At 63.7% G+C, this 17,186-nt stretch carries 16 protein-coding genes; 4 read left to right on the top strand and 12 right to left on the bottom strand.

Translation table 11 applies throughout. The features are described 5' to 3' along the window. Positions 1-11: 11 nt before the first annotated feature. From KIO74_RS23375 to KIO74_RS23360, 4 genes are read right to left on the bottom strand one after another with little or no spacing between them, the layout of a single operon-like run. Positions 12-1,112 carry a pyridoxal phosphate-dependent aminotransferase gene (locus KIO74_RS23375; RefSeq protein ID WP_213337252.1) on the bottom strand — a complete coding sequence of 367 codons (1,101 nt, stop codon included), beginning with the start codon at positions 1,110-1,112 and terminating at the stop codon, positions 12-14. Next, entirely contained in the window at positions 1,109-1,831 is a 723-nt protein-coding gene (locus tag KIO74_RS23370) for a maleate cis-trans isomerase family protein (protein ID WP_213337250.1), read from the bottom strand. The genes KIO74_RS23375 and KIO74_RS23370 overlap by 4 nt, the downstream gene beginning before the upstream one ends. Beyond that, positions 1,828-2,865, bottom strand: a complete 1,038-nt coding sequence (locus KIO74_RS23365) for a DUF4392 domain-containing protein (protein WP_213337247.1) — start codon at positions 2,863-2,865, stop codon at positions 1,828-1,830. Before KIO74_RS23365 ends, KIO74_RS23370 begins: the two co-directional genes overlap by 4 nt. Beyond that, complete coding sequence (locus KIO74_RS23360; RefSeq protein WP_213337245.1) at positions 2,852-4,195, bottom strand: UbiD family decarboxylase; 1,344 nt, start codon at positions 4,193-4,195, stop codon at positions 2,852-2,854. The genes KIO74_RS23365 and KIO74_RS23360 overlap by 14 nt, the downstream gene beginning before the upstream one ends. 135 nt (positions 4,196-4,330) lie before the next feature. Between KIO74_RS23360 and KIO74_RS23355 the strand changes: the two genes are divergently transcribed. Beyond that, positions 4,331-5,182 carry an IclR family transcriptional regulator gene (locus KIO74_RS23355; protein ID WP_213337242.1) on the top strand — a complete coding sequence of 284 codons (852 nt, stop codon included), beginning with the start codon at positions 4,331-4,333 and terminating at the stop codon, positions 5,180-5,182. Positions 5,183-5,427: 245 nt separating this feature from the next. Here KIO74_RS23355 and KIO74_RS23350 read toward each other — a convergent pair whose 3' ends face one another. From KIO74_RS23350 to hutC, 8 genes are all read right to left on the bottom strand, one after another. Beyond that, entirely contained in the window at positions 5,428-5,937 is a 510-nt protein-coding gene (locus KIO74_RS23350; RefSeq protein WP_213337239.1) for a TIGR02444 family protein, read from the bottom strand. A gap of 125 nt (positions 5,938-6,062) precedes the next feature. Continuing rightward, complete coding sequence (locus KIO74_RS23345; RefSeq protein ID WP_213337236.1) at positions 6,063-7,472, bottom strand: NAD(P)/FAD-dependent oxidoreductase; 1,410 nt, start codon at positions 7,470-7,472, stop codon at positions 6,063-6,065. Then, positions 7,469-7,777, bottom strand: a complete 309-nt coding sequence (locus tag KIO74_RS23340; RefSeq protein ID WP_213337233.1) for a (2Fe-2S)-binding protein — start codon at positions 7,775-7,777, stop codon at positions 7,469-7,471. The genes KIO74_RS23345 and KIO74_RS23340 overlap by 4 nt, the downstream gene beginning before the upstream one ends. Next, positions 7,761-8,876 (bottom strand): NAD(P)/FAD-dependent oxidoreductase, encoded by a 1,116-nt coding sequence (locus tag KIO74_RS23335; protein WP_213337229.1) that lies wholly within the window; start codon positions 8,874-8,876, stop codon positions 7,761-7,763. The genes KIO74_RS23340 and KIO74_RS23335 overlap by 17 nt, the downstream gene beginning before the upstream one ends. Next, positions 8,876-9,622, bottom strand: a complete 747-nt coding sequence (locus KIO74_RS23330) for an aspartate/glutamate racemase family protein (RefSeq protein ID WP_213337227.1) — start codon at positions 9,620-9,622, stop codon at positions 8,876-8,878. The genes KIO74_RS23335 and KIO74_RS23330 overlap by 1 nt, the downstream gene beginning before the upstream one ends. 24 nt (positions 9,623-9,646) lie before the next feature. Beyond that, a complete protein-coding gene (locus KIO74_RS23325; RefSeq protein ID WP_213337225.1) occupies positions 9,647-10,255 on the bottom strand; it encodes a UbiX family flavin prenyltransferase in 609 nt (202 codons plus the stop codon). An 11-nt stretch (positions 10,256-10,266) separates the two neighbouring features. Next, positions 10,267-11,592, bottom strand: coding sequence for a UbiD family decarboxylase (locus tag KIO74_RS23320; protein ID WP_213337223.1), 1,326 nt, complete (start codon positions 11,590-11,592; stop codon positions 10,267-10,269). Next, positions 11,589-12,377 (bottom strand): histidine utilization transcriptional repressor HutC, encoded by a 789-nt coding sequence (gene hutC / locus KIO74_RS23315; protein ID WP_213337221.1) that lies wholly within the window; start codon positions 12,375-12,377, stop codon positions 11,589-11,591. The genes KIO74_RS23320 and hutC overlap by 4 nt, the downstream gene beginning before the upstream one ends. Before the next feature lie 251 nt (positions 12,378-12,628). On the opposite strand from hutC, the gene KIO74_RS23310 reads away from it, so the two are divergent. From KIO74_RS23310 to KIO74_RS23300, 3 genes are all read left to right on the top strand, one after another. Further along, entirely contained in the window at positions 12,629-14,125 is a 1,497-nt protein-coding gene (locus KIO74_RS23310; protein ID WP_249731451.1) for an aldehyde dehydrogenase, read from the top strand. Positions 14,126-14,177: 52 nt separating this feature from the next. Beyond that, on the top strand, positions 14,178-15,890 hold the full coding sequence (locus tag KIO74_RS23305; RefSeq protein WP_291978674.1) for a thiamine pyrophosphate-binding protein: 1,713 nt from the start codon (positions 14,178-14,180) through the stop codon (positions 15,888-15,890). A gap of 130 nt (positions 15,891-16,020) precedes the next feature. After that, positions 16,021-17,046, top strand: coding sequence for an ABC transporter substrate-binding protein (locus tag KIO74_RS23300; RefSeq protein ID WP_249731450.1), 1,026 nt, complete (start codon positions 16,021-16,023; stop codon positions 17,044-17,046). The last annotated feature ends 140 nt before the right edge of the window (positions 17,047-17,186 follow it).

The raw sequence follows: 17,186 nt of genomic DNA, 5'->3' as shown, positions 1-17,186 counted from the left end.
TCCAAGACCTCCTAAGCGACGGTCCGGATGGCGGCAACGAGTCTTTCGTTGTCCGCCCGCCCACGCAGCGACACCCTGAGTGCGCGATAATGCTCCAGCCCGCGGAACGAGGTCGCATCGGCGACGACGAGGCCTTGGGCGGCAAGAGATTCGGCCACAGCAGCCGGAGCCTGATTCGTAAAGTCCATAAGGACCATGTTCGCGTTGCTACCCCGGATGGAGACGCCGGGGATCGCCTCCATGGCCGCGATGAAGAAGTCCTTCTCCGCCGCGAAGGTGGTCTTGCAGTGGGCAAGGAAGTCGACGTCCGCAAGCGCCGCGACCGCCGCCTCGACCGAGGGGACGGCGAGGTTGAAAGGCGGGCGCCCGACTTCGGCGACGGCGACAAGGTGGGGATCGGCCACCGCATAGCCGATGCGCAGCCCCGCCAGGCCGAAGTACTTTGAGAAGGTGCGCAGCACCACGACGTTGGCGAGCCGCGTCGGCAAGGCCATCGCGCCGTCTTCGGCGGGATTGATCAAGGCCTCGTCGACCGCGAAAATCGTGTCCGCGTGGCGCGTCGCGAGGTCGGCGATGGTCTCGATCGCGAAGCGTTCGCCGGTCGGGTTGTTCGGCGAGCAGATGAAGGCGAGGGCGACGGCCTCCCGCGCAAGCGCCGCATCGAAGGCCGCGAGGTCCGTTTTCTCCGGCGACGGGCTTTCAACGGCGACCACGCGGCAGCCACGGAGGTTGGCCTCGAGTTCGTAGCGCGGGAAGGTCGGCAGATGCACCAGCACGGTGCAGCCTTCGCTCGTCCAGGCATGAATCAGCAGCTTGATGACATCGTCGAGGCCGGCGCCGAAGAAGAGCATGTCCTCCGGCACGTCATGCCGCAGCGCCACCGCCTGCCTGAGCCGGCTGAACCTGAGGTCCGGATAGAGATGGCATGCGCCGAGCGCGGCCTGGGCGGCGGCGATCGCCCCCTTTGGCGGGCCGAACGGGTTGATGTTCAGCGAGAAGTCGAGAATCCCGGCGGGATCGAGGCCATGCCGGGCGGCGATGGTCGCGACCGAGGTCTCTGCCTCATAGAGCCTGACCGAGGCAAATTCGGCATTGCGCGGATTGAGTGTCACGCCAGCAGCCTCCCGTAGCACTGGAATTTTGGAGCGATGCCAAGCGCCCGGAAGATGCCCCAGAGCGTGACCTGGTTGCTGGTCAGAACAGGCTTGCCAAGTTCCGCTTCCAGGGCGCCGGCCACTTCCAGCGCGCGGAAATCCGTGCAGCTCACGAAGATCGCCTCGCTGTCAGGCGTGTCGGTGGCGCGCACGAGGGCAGCGACCTCCGCGGGAGGCACCTCGCGGATCGCCTTGCCGGACAGTCCGAGGCCGCGCACGGCGGTGACGTCAAGGCCATGGCCCACGAGGAAGCGGCTCTCCGCCTCGTTGATCACGTCGAGATAGGGCGTGGCGAGCGCAAGGCGGCGCAACCCGAGGGCGGAGCAGGCCTCTATGATGGCGCGCGACGTCGAGACAACCGGGCAGCCGGTCGCCTGGCCGATGGTTTCGAGCTGCCGCGCGAGGCCCGCCTCACCGTCGATGAAGCTGCCGCTCGTGCAGGCGAAGGCCACAACGTCGGGAGAGACGGAGGCGATGAGTTCTGCCGCCGCGGCGACACCTTCATTCATCGCACGCAAACCCTCGGGCGTCGTCTCTCGCAGCATCACGCGGGTGGCGTGGAACGTCACGCCGACTGGGGCGACAGCGGCACAGTCGGGCTCGATGACGGCATTGACCGAGGGGATGATGAGCCCCACCCGGCGCGCGCTGTCAGGCCTCGCGAACGCAGTTTTCATTTCAGCTTCTGCCAGGAGGTCTGGTAGCCGGCGATATTGCCGCTTTCGCGTTGGCTCAGCACGACGAGGGAGCGCAGGAGATCCACCAGCGCGGCGTTCGTGCGGGCATCGGTGCCGTCCACATAGAGGCGGAGCTGGCCGCCGACCGGATCGATGGCGCCGGCGCGTACACAGGCCTCGATCAGCCGGACTTCCTCCGCGCCATCATGGAAGGCGGCGTCATTGCCGGTGAGCGCGGCGAGGCATGCGGCGATGCCGTAGGCGCCCCAGTTGGAGATATTGGCGATGACGGCGACATCCGCCGGCTGGACAGCCGCGATGGTCTCGCCGAGCGGCACCTCGCGCCGGACATCGTCCGCGACGACGCCCATGCCGAGCTCGTTGCCGAGATCGCCGACGCCGATGGTCGGAATGCCGCGCTTGCGCGCTTCCGCGAACAGGACGTCGGTCTTGGCCGTGAAGGCTGAAATCTCGAAGCCGCCGCCGCCGTGATACTCGCCATCGCTGCCCGCGCCCGGCCGCTCCACGGCGACGAGGGCCTTCGGCTTCAGGCGATCGAGCAGGGCGACGGCCGCCGCTTGTGCTTCGGCCGCGTCGACCGGAAAGCCCACCAGCGCGCAGCGATTGCGCCCGGAATGGATATCGTCGAGAGAGGCCGGAATGAGCCCTGTCGTGGAAAAGCAGGCCTCCATGCACGGCACGACCGAATCTTCGGACACGCCGACAGGGATGGCCCCGAGGCCAACGGCGAGTGCCTTGGCGATGACGGCGGCGCCGATCGGCCCGTCGGTCTCCGGCCGGCCATAGCCGCGCATGATGAAGCCGGAGAGGATGAGCACCGTGTCGCCTTCGCCGACGTTGTCGGCGAGCAGCCGGCTGGCCGCGAGCGTCAGCGGCTGGCCGCCGGCTTTCTCACGGGCAGAGGCGTAGAGTTTGAGCAGCGGGATGCCCTTGAGGATCGTCCAGTTCGACATCGGTGCCGTGACGAGGTGGTCGAGGGCCTCGCCGATCCGTTCAATACTAATGCCCGACATCGATGTAATCCTCCAGACGAACGGTGTCCTCCCCCGGGAAGCGCCTGCGCTCGAACAGTCCCTTAAGGGGGATCGGCACGGTGGCGTCAATGCCGACCTTGCCGCGATGGACATCGCGCACATCCTCACGGGTGTAGCTCGGTATGCGCGGCACGACATAGACCCCGGTTTCCGGCGTGCACCGCGTCTGGATGGCCCAAAGGACGTCGGCGGCGTTGAAGGGATCGACGTCCTCATCGACGACGACGACGACCTTCGTCCAGGAATAGCCGCCGATCGCCGCGAGCAGCGCGTTCTTCGGCTGGTCCTCGTTCTGCTTTTCGATTGCGATGACGCAACCGAAGACATAGCCAGGGGTCGCGATGTCCTTGATCTTCGGCACGAAGGCCGAGACCTTCTTGTAGATTTCCGTCTGGATCGGCACGCCGACCAGATTGAGATCTTCCGTGCCGCCGGCGAGGATCGCGTGATAGACCGCATCGCGCCGACGGGTGATCGCCTTCACCTTGAACACGTGGTTCTTCATGACAGGCACATAGCCGTCGGTGAATTCGCCGAAGGGGCCTTCGTCCTCGCGCGTGCCGCAGATGACCTCACCCTCGATGACGATTTCCGCATCGGCCGGAACATCGACCGGAATGGTCTTGCAGCGGGTGACACGCAAAGGCTTGCCCTGCCATGCCCCGGCGACCTCGAGCTCGTCCACCTCGTAGGGCACCTTGGACGCCGCCGAGAACATGAGGCCGGGAGGGGCGCCGATGACGATGGCGCAGGGAAGGTTCTGACCCTTCGCCTCAGCCTCGGCATGGTAGCGGCCGAGATGCTGCGGTGGCATCATGCGCACGCGCAGCTTGTCGTCGCCGACGAGCTGGCAGCGATTCCACGAGGCATTATATACGCCAGTCTCCGGATGCGGCGCGATCAGCACGCCCGCCGTGATATAGGCGCCGGCGTCGTGCTCGGCATAGACGATCTGAGGAAGGTCGCGCGCGACGTCGATCTCGCCGCCGATCTTGACGATCTCCTGGACGGGCGCGTCCGTGACCCGATCGACCGGCAGCCGGCGGTTTTCCTGCGCGACCAGGGTGCGCAGCAGGTTTCCTTCCTCAAGGCCGAGCGAAGCCGCCACGGTGCTGCGAAAGCCGAACACATTGGTGGCGACGGGTATGTCGCTACCTCTAACGTTCTTGAACAGAAGCGCCTTGTTATTGCCCTTCTGCATGTGCCGCATCACGGCCGTCAGCTCATGCCTGGGATCGACCTCGCGTGAAACCCTGGCAATATCGCCCCTCGCATCGAGCCAGTCGAGCAACTGGCGAAACGTTTCCATCGCTTGCATACCACCGTACCGATCGATCTGCCGCGTTTTGCGGATTTTATTAACGCGTTGGCTATTGCGCAACGACGTTGCGCAGATTTATACTCCCACGGCACGTCGAATTCAGTCAAGGTTTGGCTAGCGAACATGAGCGTAAAAGATAAGCAACCTTCCGCCCAAAAAGTGAGCAAGCGCGAGCCAACCGTTCATGCGGTGCGCCACGCCGTGGAGCTGTTGCGGTGCATTGCCCAGGCGCAGCCAGAGATCACCATTTCGGAGGTTGCGAGGCGGATCGGCTTGCACAAGAGCTCGGTCTCACGGCTGATTGCGACACTTGTGGCCGAACATATTCTCGAACGCAGCCCACAGACGGACGGAGTGCGGCTTGGCTTTGGGCTCGTCGCCTTGGCCGCGCCACTCCTGTCCGGTACAGGCTTGCCGCAGGCGGCCCGCGCGCGGATCGCCACGCTCGCCGAGCGTTCCGGAGAGACGGTCAACCTCAGCATCTGGGACGGTGGGCAGGCTGTCAGTGTTTTCCAGGCGCTTGGGACGAACGCGATTACCCACTATGCGGCGCCTGGCCAAAGCAACCCCGCCCATTGCACGGCCTCTGGCAAATTGCTGCTTGCCTTTGCCTCTGACGTGGAGATCGAGCGCATCCTGGCTGAGCCGCTTACGCGTTATACCGAGCACACCTGCACTGATCCCGCGATTTTGGCGTCAGAGCTGCCACGCATCCGCACCGAAGGGCGCGCCATCAACCGGGGCGAATTCGCGAGCGATGTAGGCGCGGTGGCCGCGCTCGTACGCGATATGGATGGCCGGGCGCGGGCCGCGGTTACCATCACAGTGCCGATGTATCGCTTCTCACCCGAACGCGAAACCGACCTGCTCGCGTTGGTCGAGGTGACCGCGTCCGATATCTCAGCTCAACTTGGCTATCAGCGAGGCCAGGGCAACGCGGCCTTTCCGAACGGGCTTCTTCAGCGCGGACCGTGAGGACATGAAGAAGCGATGCTCGGATGCGTTAATAACGGAGGCTAACATCAGTATAGATCGAAAAATGACGATTGTTCTTACGAAGATGATTTGTTATTGACTTCGATTACGCAAATATAAAATTTCTATATTCGTCGAAGGTGCGTTCCTCAAGGCAAGGCAGCCGGGATTACGATTCCGCTGGCGAATCAAGGCCGGAGCGCATGGCCTGATCATGACTGCGGTGTCTCTGCGGCCCCAGCTGTTCAGGCTTGATTGATGGTCTTCACCGCGGTGATGATTGTCGCGAGGGCTTGCTGGATCGCCGGGGTCTTGATGGCCGGGCTCTGGGGCGACGCCACCAGATCGCTCAAGGCCTCCGCGAGCGGCAGGCCCGGCTTCTCCGCGCGCGCCGTGAGCCAGCCATAGGCCATCGCGAGCTGCAGCTGCTCGGCCTTGAGTTCCGCCGCCTTAACCGCTTCACGCAGAGCCTCTTTGTCAGCATCGAGAACGGGTAGCGGGGCCTTCAGGAAGCGGCGGGCCGCCCGCAAGGGGAGCACCGCCCCCGCCCGCCAATCCTTCATGGCTTCGCGCAGCGCCGCGATGTCGTCCGCGTCGAGCGGCTTGTTGACGTGGTCGGCATAGGCAACGACGATCAGATGGATCACGTCGATGCCCGCCTCGTCCTGCAGGGTCAGGCAGGCCGGCGAAACGCCCGGGCGACCGTAGAGGTTGAGCGCGAAATCCCAGAGCGGTGTCTTGAGGGGCGAGGTCATGGAGAAACTGAGATCATGGAGAAACTGGGGTCATGGCAAGGCTCCGGTTTGAAGCAAGGTCTCTAGAAGTTGCCCTGCTATCGCAGTCGGCGATGCGGAAAACAGGGGAATCAGAGCCTTGGATCTTACCGCGTCAACTCCGTCGCGCCAGCCGCTGTGGCGAATTCACCCACAGTGATCGGCTTCAGGGGGCTGCGGATGCGATAGTAGCCGGCCTCAGCCGCGTCGAGGCCGGCCGTCTGGGCGATGACCTCCGTGACCGTCGGGCCGCACAGCCTGCCCTGGCAAGGGCCCATGCCGCAGCGCAGGAAAGCTTTCGCCTGGTTCGGCCCGCGCACGCCCTTGCTGGCGATGTCTCGGACCGCGGCCGCGCTGATCACCTCGCACCGGCAGACGGTGACCACATCGGGCGGATCGAGGATGGCGGCGGGGGGCTGATAAAGCCGGTCGAGGAAGGGGCGGGCGGTGAGATGCGCGCGCCGCACCCCTTCTGCTTTCGCGCCGCGGCGGCCGTGCTCCTCCGCCGTCAAGCGTCCGAGATCGTGCAAGACGGCGAGCGCCGCGATCTTGCCGTCCTGGGCGCTCGCTTCCGCGCCGATGATGCCGCCGGCATCGCCAGCCACGAAGATGCCGGGCTTCGAGGTGCGACCGGAGCCATCATGCCGCGGCCGAAAATAGCGCTGTCCGCCATCGAAGTCATGGTCGACGCCAAGCCCGCGTGTCATCTGCTGGTGCGGAATAACGCCTTCATGCAGCCCAACCGTATCGCATGGCAGGCGATGAGCGCGCCCGCCTGCGGTGAAGCGGATCGCCTCCGCGCGGTCGTTCCCTTCGATGGCGATATCCCGTACATTGCGATGGATCGGCACGCGCGCGAGGCGCAGGGCTGCCAATAGCTTCACGCCCTTGGTGAGATAGCGCCATCCCTCGCCGCCGAACGCGCTCGGCAGGAGCGGCAGTGCATTCCACATCTGCCGCGTCGGCGCCGTGTCGAGCAAGGTGAGATCTTTGACGCCCGCCGCCACGCACTGGCGCGCGAAGAGATAGAAAAGCGGGCCGCTGCCGGCCAGCACGAGCCGCCCGGAGGGGATGAGCTGTGCTGACTTGAGCAGGATTTGCAGGGCGCCGATGGTCATCACCCCCGGTAGGGTCCAGCCGGCGGTCGGCACCGGCCGTTCCATTGCGCCGGTGGCGACAATGATCGCGCCAGCTCTCGTCGCGGCAACCGTGCCGCCTGTCCGCGTCCAGACCGTCAGATCATCGTCGATACGCCAGGCCAGGGTCCCGAGCGAAAGCTCCGCTGCGCTCCCCCGGAGCCGGTCCACCAGCGTCGCGCCTTTGAGATAGTCGGGACCGAGGATCCGGGCGAGCGCCGGATCGGCGCGATTGCGTTCGATGGCCCGGTAGATCTGGCCGCCGAGTTCAGGTTGCTCGTCCACCAGGAGCGTGCGCGCTCCGCCCTCGGCGAGGGTGGCGGCCGACGCCATGCCGGCGGGGCCTGCGCCGATGACGATGACGTCATAGGATTGGCTCATCCCTTCTGCTCCGGGATGAGCCGCGCACCGGCCTGCCGGCGGATCTGCATGCCTGCCCGGGCGGGCAGAATGCAGGCCTGCTGGTTTTGCCGGCCGTCAACTTCGATAAGGCACTCAAAACATACGCCCATCATGCAGTAGGGCGCGCGCTGCGAGCCGTCGATCGGGCTGTCGCGGAATGAGCCTACGCCGGCCGCCAGCAGCGCCGCGGCGATGCTGTCACCCGGCCGGAAGGGGATAGCGCGTCCATCGAACGTCACGACGCCCTCGGCCGGGGTTCGCGCGCCGTCAATGCGCTTGAACATGGAACCGATCACTCCTGAAGGTGGAAACGGCCTCGGGCACCGTGCCGGCGGCGAGCGCCGGGCCGAGGATGAGGGCATGGGCGCTGCAAAGGGTGACGCCGCTGTGGCAGGTGGCGCTGTATGCCCCCGGGCAGCGCTCTGATTCTTCATAGATCGGCATGCCGTCGGGCGTCATCACCCTGAGCGACCCCCAAGTGCGCACCACGCCAACCTCCGCGAGCTGGGGAAAAGCGCGGATGGCGGACGCGCAGAGCGACGCTGCCGTGCTGACGTCCGTCCCCTCGCTGAAGCCGGCCTCCTCGTGGCTGCTGCCGATGAGGAAGGAGCCTTCCACGGTTTGCCGCACGCCGGAGCCGACATAGGAAAAGAATGGCTTCACCCGTTCGGTCACGACGATCTGCCCCCGCTCGGGGCGCACCGGCATGGACAGGCCGACCTGGGGCGCGAGCACGGTCGCGCCAAGCCCCGCCGCGATGACGATGCGCTTGCCCGTGACCTGTCCACGGGGTGTATCGACCCTGAAAGCGCCCTGGTCGTGGCGGATCGCGGTGGCTGCGGCCGCCGACCAGTAGTGGCCACCGCGGGAAAGCAAGCCCTGTTGCAGGGCGCGCAGCAGATAGAGTGGGCTCACATGCGAGTCGAGCGTCGAATAGGAGCCGCCGACGACATCCGGGCCTATGGCAGGAACGAGCGCTTTGACGGCGGCACGGTCCAGCACCGTGATGGTGATATCGCCACCGTCCGCCCTCGTCTGGGCTTCCACGCGGCGGCATTTCTCGAGATCGGCCTCGGAGAAGCAGAATTGCAGGCCGCCCGGCTGGCTCCAGCCGATATCGATCCCCGTTTCCTCAACGAGCAGGCTCGCGAATTCACGCCAGAGATGGCCCGCCTGGAGTGACCAGCGCATATAGGGCGGCTTGCCTACCCCCTTGCCCTGCAACCAGACCAGGCCGAAATTGCCCCGCGCCGCACGGAAGGCGACGTCGCCCTCATCTAGAAGGATGACATCCGCCCCGGATCGGCTGGCGCCCCAGGCAATGGCGGAGCCGATCAGCCCGCCCCCGACGACGACGAGGTCGTGGGTTGACGTCGCTGGCATCAGCGGGCTCGCGCGGCATCGTCGAAGTGGCGCGGCCTGAGGCCGGCATACATCCATTCGACCAGCGAGACGATGTCATAAACCGGCAGGCCGAAGATGCGCCGAATGGCGGCGGAAAACGGGGGCAGGTTGGCGCATTCGGAAACGATCGCGCCGATCGTCGGCGTTTCCGTCAGCATCCGGTCCACGACCTCCAGCACCTCGCGCTCCTGGGCGGTGTGGTCGGCGCGCGGCGCGTTGTTGCGCATGTGAGACCGGATCGGGCCATCGAAGGGCAACTCGCCCATCGGGAGGCCGAGCGGCGCGCCGATATTGAGAAAATGCGCATCCTTGAGCGCGGCCTTGTCCGACACGATGACGCCGATGGTCTGCCCCTCGGGCAGGAGGCTCAAGGCGAGCGGGATCTGCATCAGGCTCGATGTGGCGATCGGCACCGGGCTGTGCCGGCGCAGCTCCGGATGCACGGCAGCCAGGAAACCGCAACTCGTCGTGATGCCGTCCACGCCCGTGGCGACGAGGTCATCGATCGCCTCGTAAAAACGGGCCAACGCGTCGGCCGGGTTCCCCTCGATGACGTCTTGCGGACGCACACCCCGGACGACACGAAACTGGACGGGAAACGGCCAAGTCTCGGCGTTCGCTATGTCACCGGGCAGGCGGTGGAAGCGTGTATCCAGCACCATGATGCCGACCGTCGTGCCGTGCACGGGCCGTGGACGCGGAATGCGGGTGGATGGCGAGGTCATGACGCGGGTTCTCCACACAAGCTTTCAAGGCGAGCCGGAATCGCCCCTGCGGGCGGCCGCCATGCCCGCCCAGCGCCGGACCGATCCCGTCTCGATGTCGAAGAGATCAAGGGCACGCCCGACAGAATGGTCAACCATGTCCATCAAGGATGCGGGCAGGGCGTAGAAGGCCGGCACCGGCGGCACGATAATCGCGCCCATCTCGCTGAGCGCCGTCATGGTGCGCAGATGCCCGAGATGGAGCGGCGTCTCGCGTACCATCAGCACGAGTTTGCGCCGCTCCTTCAAGACAACGTCCGCGGCACGGCTCATGAGGCTCGACGTGACACCTGTCGCGATCTCGGACATTGTGCGCACCGAACAGGGCGCTATCAGCATCCCGAGGGTGCGGAAAGAACCGCTGGAAATCGACGCGCCGACATCGGCCACGTTGTGCACGACTGTCGCCTTCTCGGCGAGCGCGGCTTGCGTCAAACCGAGCTCCTGCGACAGTGTGAGATGAGCCGAGCGCGTGACGACAAGATGCGTTTCCACCCCGGCCGCCCTCAACAGGTCAAGGGCGCGGACGCCATAGATGGCCCCGGACGCGCCGCTGATCCCGACGATGATGCGTTGTGGTTTTGCCCCTGTCATCTCATGTCCCATCAGGCGTTCGGGAACCAGTCCGCCAGATCGACCGCGTCGGCAAGTCTTATCTTCTTGCGCTCGAATTCCTCACGCCGGTGGAAGGGCTTGGTGGCGTCGATCAGGAGGCGGCCCCAATGGTCTTTGGCTTCATCCCGATAGAAGGACGGTGTCTCCGGGATGATGATCATGTCCTTGTCCGGGCGACAGCGGGTGAGGATCGCCCACATGACGTCGTCCATGTCGTAGATGTTCACGTCCTCATCGACGACAGTGATCACCTTGGCCCAGATCGGCTCGGCGCCGATGGTCGCCAACATGACCTGACGGGCATGTCCCTCGAACTGCGGATCGATCTTGATAATGGCATGCGTCACGAAGGGCTGGCAGGTGACATCGAGGATCCCGGGCAACGCGGCACTCAGGCGCTGGTAGATATTCGCCGAGACTGACAGTTCGAGCGTCAGCACCTCCTCCGCGGATCCGCACAGGATGCTGTGGAAAACGGCATCGCGGCGTACGGTGACGCCGAGCACTTCGAAGACGGCGTTGGGGCCTTCGGGCACGTAATAGCCCATGAACTCGCCGAAAGGGCCCTCGGCGCGGCGCTCGTTCGGCAGGAAGCGGCCTTCGATGACGATCTCGGTATCCGCGGGGACCTCGAGATCGATGTGCTTGCACTTGCGCATGGGGATCGGCGCGCCCTTGAGGCGCGCTGCGACCTCGAGCTCGTCGACGTCATAGGGCAGGGGGGCGGCGGCCGTCAGGAAGGACGTCGCCGGCGCGCCGATGAGCATCGCCGCTTCCAGCGGCTTGCCCATCTTCTCCGCCTTCTCGTGATAGATGGTGAGGTGATGGCGCGGAGCGAGGCGGCAGCGCAGCTCGTTGTCGCTGACATACATCGAGCGGTGGTAGGAGAGATTGCCGACGCCGGTCTCGGGATCCTTGGCGATGAACATCGCCGAGGTGAAATAGGGCGCCGCGTCCCTGTCCGAATAGGTGATCAGGGGAAGATCGGAGAGCTTGCATTCGATGAGGTCGTTGTCTTCAACGGCAACGAATGGCTCGGCGCCGTTGGTGCCTTTGCCGAGATTTGCCAGATTGCTCCACTGGCGGCAAAAGTCCTTGGCATCGATGCCGATGACCTCGGCGAGCCGCTCGCGCGAGCCGTAGATGTTCGTGACGACGGGAAAGCGTGTTCCCTTGACCTTGTTGAACAGGATAGGCTTGCCCCAGCGCTTCTGCGCCGCATGCGTCACGGCCGCGAGCTCGTGAAACGGGTCGATTTCCTTGTCGACGACAAGTAATTCGCCGCGCTCGCGCAGACGCGCTATGTAATCCCTCATCGAATTCTCCGGGGCGATAGATTTGATGTTGTGGACGATGTGGCTTGGGGCCGCGCGCTGCTTGAGGTTGCCTCGTGGGCGCTGCGCAGGCGGTAGCGATCTCCGGGATAGAGAAAGCGGCTGCGTGTGACGGGGATGTCGCCGCGCCAGGTGCGACGATCGAGAAGCAGGCAGGGCTGGCTTCCCTCGATATGCAACGCGATGCGGCTTTCCTCGTCCGGACGGATGGCGCGGATCGTGTTGTCCACGTAGGTGACCTCGGTCTCGCGCAGAAGATAGGCGTGCGGCGTGATACGCGTGAAATCCTGGTCGAGATATCCAGGGGCTTCCTCCGCGTTGACGAAGCGATCCTCCAACTGGATCGGCGTTCCGTCCTCCTTGTGCAGGATGCGGGAATGGAACACGACGCCGTCGTGCGGCAGGGCGAGGAGATTGGCGAGCGCGCTGTCAGGTGGGAGAGCGCATAATGATATCACTTCGCTTTGATGGATCCCGCCGCCATCCTCGATCTCTTCCGAGACGTCGGGGAGTTCGAAGATCGCGCATTGCATATGCGGTCCGATGACGAACGTCCCACGGCCCTGCACGCGAACCAGCAAGCCCTCCATCTGCAACTCACGCAAGGCCCGGCGGACGGTCAGCCGCGACGCTCCGAACTCTTCGGCAAGATCCTCCTCACGCGGAACCTGAAAATCCGCGGGCCACTCGGCCGCACGGATGCGCCTGGCGATCGCGGTTTTGATCTGGCCGTAGAGAGGCTGCGTAAGGGGAGGCTGCTCGCTCATGCGCCCTCCAGCGCGCTTGAAATGTATATCATTATTTGCACGATAAACCGCTGAATCACAAAATGTCCACCCTGATCCGGGCCATACTTGCGTGAAAATCGGGTTGACAGGGTGTTTCTAATGATATCACTATTCTCGAAATAGATATCAAAATGATCTCAAAAAGCGAATTTTGGCGCGCCTGCGGTGTTTTGGCGAGCGAACAACGGCGGCTGTGTCGCCTGCTGTAGAGGGTAATGGGAGACTTCAGGATGACATCGCAGACCGGTGAGCTGCCGAAGTTGAAGATGTATATTGGCGGCGAATGGGTGGAGCCGGCGTCGGGAGAGTATTTTGAGACAGTGGATCCCTTCACGGCGCGCCCGTGGGCGATGGTCGCCCGTGGTGGCGCGGCCGATGCCGACAGGGCCATCCAGGCCGCCCACCAGGCTTTCAAGAAAGGCCCCTGGGGGCGGATGCATCCATCCGAGCGCGGGAAACTGATCTATCGTCTCGGCCAACTCATCGAGGAGCACGCGGATGCACTCGCGGAAATCGAGGTGCGCGACAACGGCCGTCTGCTCGCCGAGATGCAGCATCAGATACGCTACATTCCGAAGTGGTTTTACTATTACGCGGGCCTCGCCGATAAAATCGAAGGCGTGGTCCATCCCTGCGACAAGCCGGCGCTGAGCTTTTCTCGCCCCGAGCCGCTCGGCGTCTGTGTCGGCATCGTCCCCTGGAACGCGCCGCTGCTTCTGCTTTCGCTCAAGGCCGCACCAGCTTTGGCGGCGGGCAACACCATTGTCATGAAGCCCGCCGAATACACCTCTGCCACGGCGCTCAAGCTGATGGAGCTCGTGGAGATGGCGGGCTTCCCGCCGGGTGTCATCAATGTGGTGACAGGTTATGGCAAGGAAGCCGGCGAGCCGCTCGTCACGCATCCGCTGACACGGCATCTGGGCTTCACAGGATCGACGGCGACGGGGGCCTATCTCTATTCGCTGGCGGCGAAGGATGTGAAGCGCGCAAGCCTCGAGCTCGGCGGCAAGTCGCCCAACATCGTTTTCAACGACGCCGACATCGACAACGCTGTGCGCGGCGTGGTCGGCGGCATTTTCGGCGCCGTCGGCCAGACCTGCATCGCGGGCTCCAGGCTCCTCATCCAGCGCGCCATCCACGATCAGTTCGTGGACAAGCTCGCCGCGTTCTCGAAGTCCGCCCGCATCGGCAATCCGCGCGATATCGCCACGCAGATCGGGCCGATCGCCAATCGCATGCAGTATGACAAGGTGCTCGGCTATATCGATATCGCCCGGCAGGAAGGCGCTGAACTGGTACTGGGCGGCAAGCGCCCGGACGTTGCCGAATGCGCCGAAGGCTTCTTCATCGAGCCGACGATCTTTACGGGCGTCAACAACCAGATGCGCATCGCGCGTGAGGAGGTTTTCGGCCCCGTTCTCTCCACAATCATTTTCGATGAGATGGAAGAGGCCGTCGACATTGCCAATGACAGCGAGTTCGGCCTCGCCGCTGGCGTCTGGACGGCGAACATGCGCCAGGCTCTGCGCATGTCCGAGATGCTTGAAGCGGGAAGCGTGTGGGTGAACACCTATCGCGACATCTCCTACACCACCCCCTTCGGTGGCTATAAGAAGAGCGGCATCGGCCGAGAGAATGGCATCGAAGGCATCAAGGAATATCTGCAAACCAAGGCGGTTTGGCTATCAACCGCCGAGGAAATCGAGAACCCCTTTGTCATCGGCTGATGAAATAACCCGGTGAGCGCCCTTAGCGCTCACCTCTTTCCCGAGAAGTCAGGTGCAGGGACGCGTAGTGATGGTCGAGAAGCGCAAAGGCAGTGAAATCCTCGCCGATGAGCTCAAGTTGAACGGGGCGGATCTCGTCTACCACGTCCCGGGCGAGAGCTTCCTCTGCGCGCTCGATGCGCTCGGCGTCCGTCACCCCGACATCCGGGCCATCAGTTGTCGTCATGAAAACGGCGCGGCGCAGATGGCGGAAGCCTATGGCAAGCTGACTGGCCGGCCCGGGATCGCCTTCGTCACGCGCAGTCCCGGCGCGACCAATGCGGTGAATGCCGTCCACACGGCTTACCAGGATTCCTCCCCGATGATCCTCATCGTGGGGCAGGTCAAGCGCGGGCTGATGGAGCGCGAGGCGTTCATGGCCTACGATTTCCGCACGATGTTTGCGCCCATGACCAAATGGGTTGCCCAGATCGACGATGCCGCGCGTATCCCCGAGTTCATCCAGCGCGCCTACCAGACCGCGATGACGGGCCGGATGGGGCCGGTGGTCTTGGTCATTCCCGAGGACGTCCTGGAGGATGAGGCGTCGGTGCCGCCCGGCAAGCCGAGCGTGCCCGCATCCGCCGGGAACCCATCACCGGAACGGCTTGAGAGCATTTTCGGCATGCTGGCCGAGGCAGAGCGGCCCTTGCTCATTGTCGGCGGTTCGGGCTGGACCGAGGCCGCGCGCGATAATGTTCAGGCCTTCGCGACCGCGAACAATGTGCCGGTCGTCACGACATTCCGCCGCCGCGATATCATCGACCACCGTCTGCCGTGCTACGTCGGCGAAATCGGCATCGGCTCCAATCCGGCATTGCTGGCGCATATCAGGAGCGCCGACTTCGTGATCATGTGCAACGACTCGCTGAGTGACGTGAACACGATTGGCGCCGGTTATATGGAGGGATTTACGCTCTTCAATATTCCGGTTCCGAAGCAGAAGGTCGTGCATGTGACGAGCAGCTTCGCGGAGCTGAACCGCGTGTTCCAGGTCGATCTTGCGCTGCTCGCCGACAACGACGGCTTCACGGCTGCGCTCGCCGCGCATGCCCCTGTAGCCCACGAAGTCTGGGCCGGATGGACGGCCGCGCTCCGCGAGACCTTTGAAATCGAAACGCGGCCGGGACCATGCCCCGGCGCCATCGATTTGCCGCAGATCATGAAGTGGCTGCGCCAGCGACTGCCAGAAGACGCCATCGTCACCAATGGCGTGGGCGCCTATGCAACCTGGAGCCAGCGCTATTTCGCCCATTACCGGCTCCATACCCAGCTAGGCCCCATCAGCGGCTCCATGGGCTACAGTCTGCCCGCGGCGATCTCGGCCAAGCTCCTATATCCCGGGCGCGTTGTCGTCGATTTCGTCGGCGACGGCTGTTACCAGATGAGCTCGGAAGAACTGGCGACCGCCGTGCAGTATGGCGCCAACGTCATCGTCGTTCTGTTCAATAATAACATGTACGGCACTATCCGTATTCACGAGGAAAACCGCCTCGAAGGGCGGGTCAACGGTACGCAGCTCGTCAATCCGGATTTCTACGCGCTCGCGAAAGCCTATGGTGCGCACGCGGAACGCGTGACAGTGACTGATGATTTCGCGCCGGCGTTCGAGCGTTGCCTGGACGCTGGCAAGCCGGCCCTGATCGAAATGTGTGTCGACCAGGAGGCGATCCACTCACGCTATTCCCTGACCGATCTCAGGAATCGCCGAAAGGCGAAACACTGATCGCACCGTCACGACACGTGAACGGTGTCCCTCGGCAGATTACCCGTTGGTTATTCAACCTCTCCGCCAGAAGAGAGGCATAGGTAACAGGGACCGAAACGGCCCATCGCAATCCAAAGGGGATTTGGACATGAAGAAATCAATGTCAGCGTTGCTCCTTGCGGGAGCTCTTGGTGTATTCGCATCGCCGGCCTTCGCTCAGGATTGCACCCTGCGCGTCACGACCTGGGGCGGCAGCTATCAGAAGACCTATGAATCTGTTGCCAAGGCCTTCGAGGAAGCCGAGAAGTGCAAGATCGAATGGGTGGTGGGCGCAAGCCCCGACCATCTCGTCAAGTCGCGCCTTGGTCAGGTCGATGTCGCGACAAACACGCTGTTGAACTCGATTGCCGGTGAGAAGGAAGGCCTGTGGATGGAGCTCGATAAGAGCAAGATCCCGAACATGGCCAATCTATACAGCAACGCAATATATTCGCCCTATACCGTTTTCGCAAATGTCGGCGACTACGTGCTCGCCTACAACACGGACAAGGTGAAGGCGGCGCCGACATCCTGGGACGAGCTCTGGAAGCCAGACTACAAGAACCATGTTGTCATCTATGGCTTTGAGCACATTCCGACGCTCAGCCTGACAGTGCTGCAGGCCCAGAAGAACGGCGGCAGCATCGACAATATCCAGCCTGGGCTCGACAAGATGGCCGCACTTGTGAAGAGCGGAAATCTGATCGGTTCGCTCGATGTGGAAAGCCAGATGGTCTCGCTTTTCCAGACCGAAGACGCGTGGCTCGGCATGCTGGCGACAGGGCGCATGAAGGAGCTTCTTGAAAAGGGTGCCAAGAACGTCAAGTTCGCCCGGCCGGAAGAGGGAACGTTTCCGCTGATCACCAGCGTGAATATCACCAAAGCGGCAAAGAACCCGGAGAAGGCGCAGGCGTTCGTCAACTATATCCTGAGCCCTGAGGTGCAGCTCGCCTTCGCGACGCGTAATCTCTATGCGCCGACGGTGCAGAACGTCACGATCCCAGCCGATTTCGTCTACAAGGATCTGCTGGTTCAGAACGAGCAGTTCAAGCGTCTCTTCCTCCCGGATCAGGAGAAGATCACGGCCAACAAGGCGAAGTGGCAGAACGAACTCAACAAGATGACGAGCAAGTGAGATTCTGACGCGGAAAGCCGGGGGGAATGGGGGCTTCCCGGCTATGCCGCTTTATCCCTATGCTTGAGATATCCGTGCAGCACGGCGGCTTTGCCGCCGTCTGTGGCCGTAGCGCATGATCTATGCCAGATGTATCCTGG

Origin of the sequence: Chelatococcus sp. HY11 (genome assembly GCF_018398335.1) — a bacterium.
GTDB lineage: Bacteria > Pseudomonadota > Alphaproteobacteria > Rhizobiales > Beijerinckiaceae > Chelatococcus.
The sequence above is the reverse complement of the archived record's forward strand: the minus strand, read 5'-3'. Positions and strand labels throughout refer to the sequence as shown.

What these genes read in the sequence shown, in the direction of transcription:
- KIO74_RS23370 (WP_213337250.1), bottom strand. Translation starts at nt 1,831, where the DNA reads ATGAAAACTGCGTTCGCGAGGCCTGACAGCGCGCGCCGGGTGGGGCTC.
- KIO74_RS23365 (WP_213337247.1), bottom strand. Translation starts at nt 2,865, where the DNA reads ATGTCGGGCATTAGTATTGAACGGATCGGCGAGGCCCTCGACCACCTC.
- KIO74_RS23360 (WP_213337245.1), bottom strand. Translation starts at nt 4,195, where the DNA reads ATGGAAACGTTTCGCCAGTTGCTCGACTGGCTCGATGCGAGGGGCGAT.
- KIO74_RS23355 (WP_213337242.1), top strand. Translation starts at nt 4,331, where the DNA reads ATGAGCGTAAAAGATAAGCAACCTTCCGCCCAAAAAGTGAGCAAGCGC.
- KIO74_RS23350 (WP_213337239.1), bottom strand. Translation starts at nt 5,937, where the DNA reads ATGACCTCGCCCCTCAAGACACCGCTCTGGGATTTCGCGCTCAACCTC.
- KIO74_RS23345 (WP_213337236.1), bottom strand. Translation starts at nt 7,472, where the DNA reads ATGAGCCAATCCTATGACGTCATCGTCATCGGCGCAGGCCCCGCCGGC.
- KIO74_RS23340 (WP_213337233.1), bottom strand. Translation starts at nt 7,777, where the DNA reads ATGTTCAAGCGCATTGACGGCGCGCGAACCCCGGCCGAGGGCGTCGTG.
- KIO74_RS23335 (WP_213337229.1), bottom strand. Translation starts at nt 8,876, where the DNA reads ATGCCAGCGACGTCAACCCACGACCTCGTCGTCGTCGGGGGCGGGCTG.
- KIO74_RS23330 (WP_213337227.1), bottom strand. Translation starts at nt 9,622, where the DNA reads ATGACCTCGCCATCCACCCGCATTCCGCGTCCACGGCCCGTGCACGGC.
- KIO74_RS23325 (WP_213337225.1), bottom strand. Translation starts at nt 10,255, where the DNA reads ATGACAGGGGCAAAACCACAACGCATCATCGTCGGGATCAGCGGCGCG.
- KIO74_RS23320 (WP_213337223.1), bottom strand. Translation starts at nt 11,592, where the DNA reads ATGAGGGATTACATAGCGCGTCTGCGCGAGCGCGGCGAATTACTTGTC.
- hutC (WP_213337221.1), bottom strand. Translation starts at nt 12,377, where the DNA reads ATGAGCGAGCAGCCTCCCCTTACGCAGCCTCTCTACGGCCAGATCAAA.
- KIO74_RS23310 (WP_249731451.1), top strand. Translation starts at nt 12,629, where the DNA reads ATGACATCGCAGACCGGTGAGCTGCCGAAGTTGAAGATGTATATTGGC.
- KIO74_RS23300 (WP_249731450.1), top strand. Translation starts at nt 16,021, where the DNA reads ATGAAGAAATCAATGTCAGCGTTGCTCCTTGCGGGAGCTCTTGGTGTA.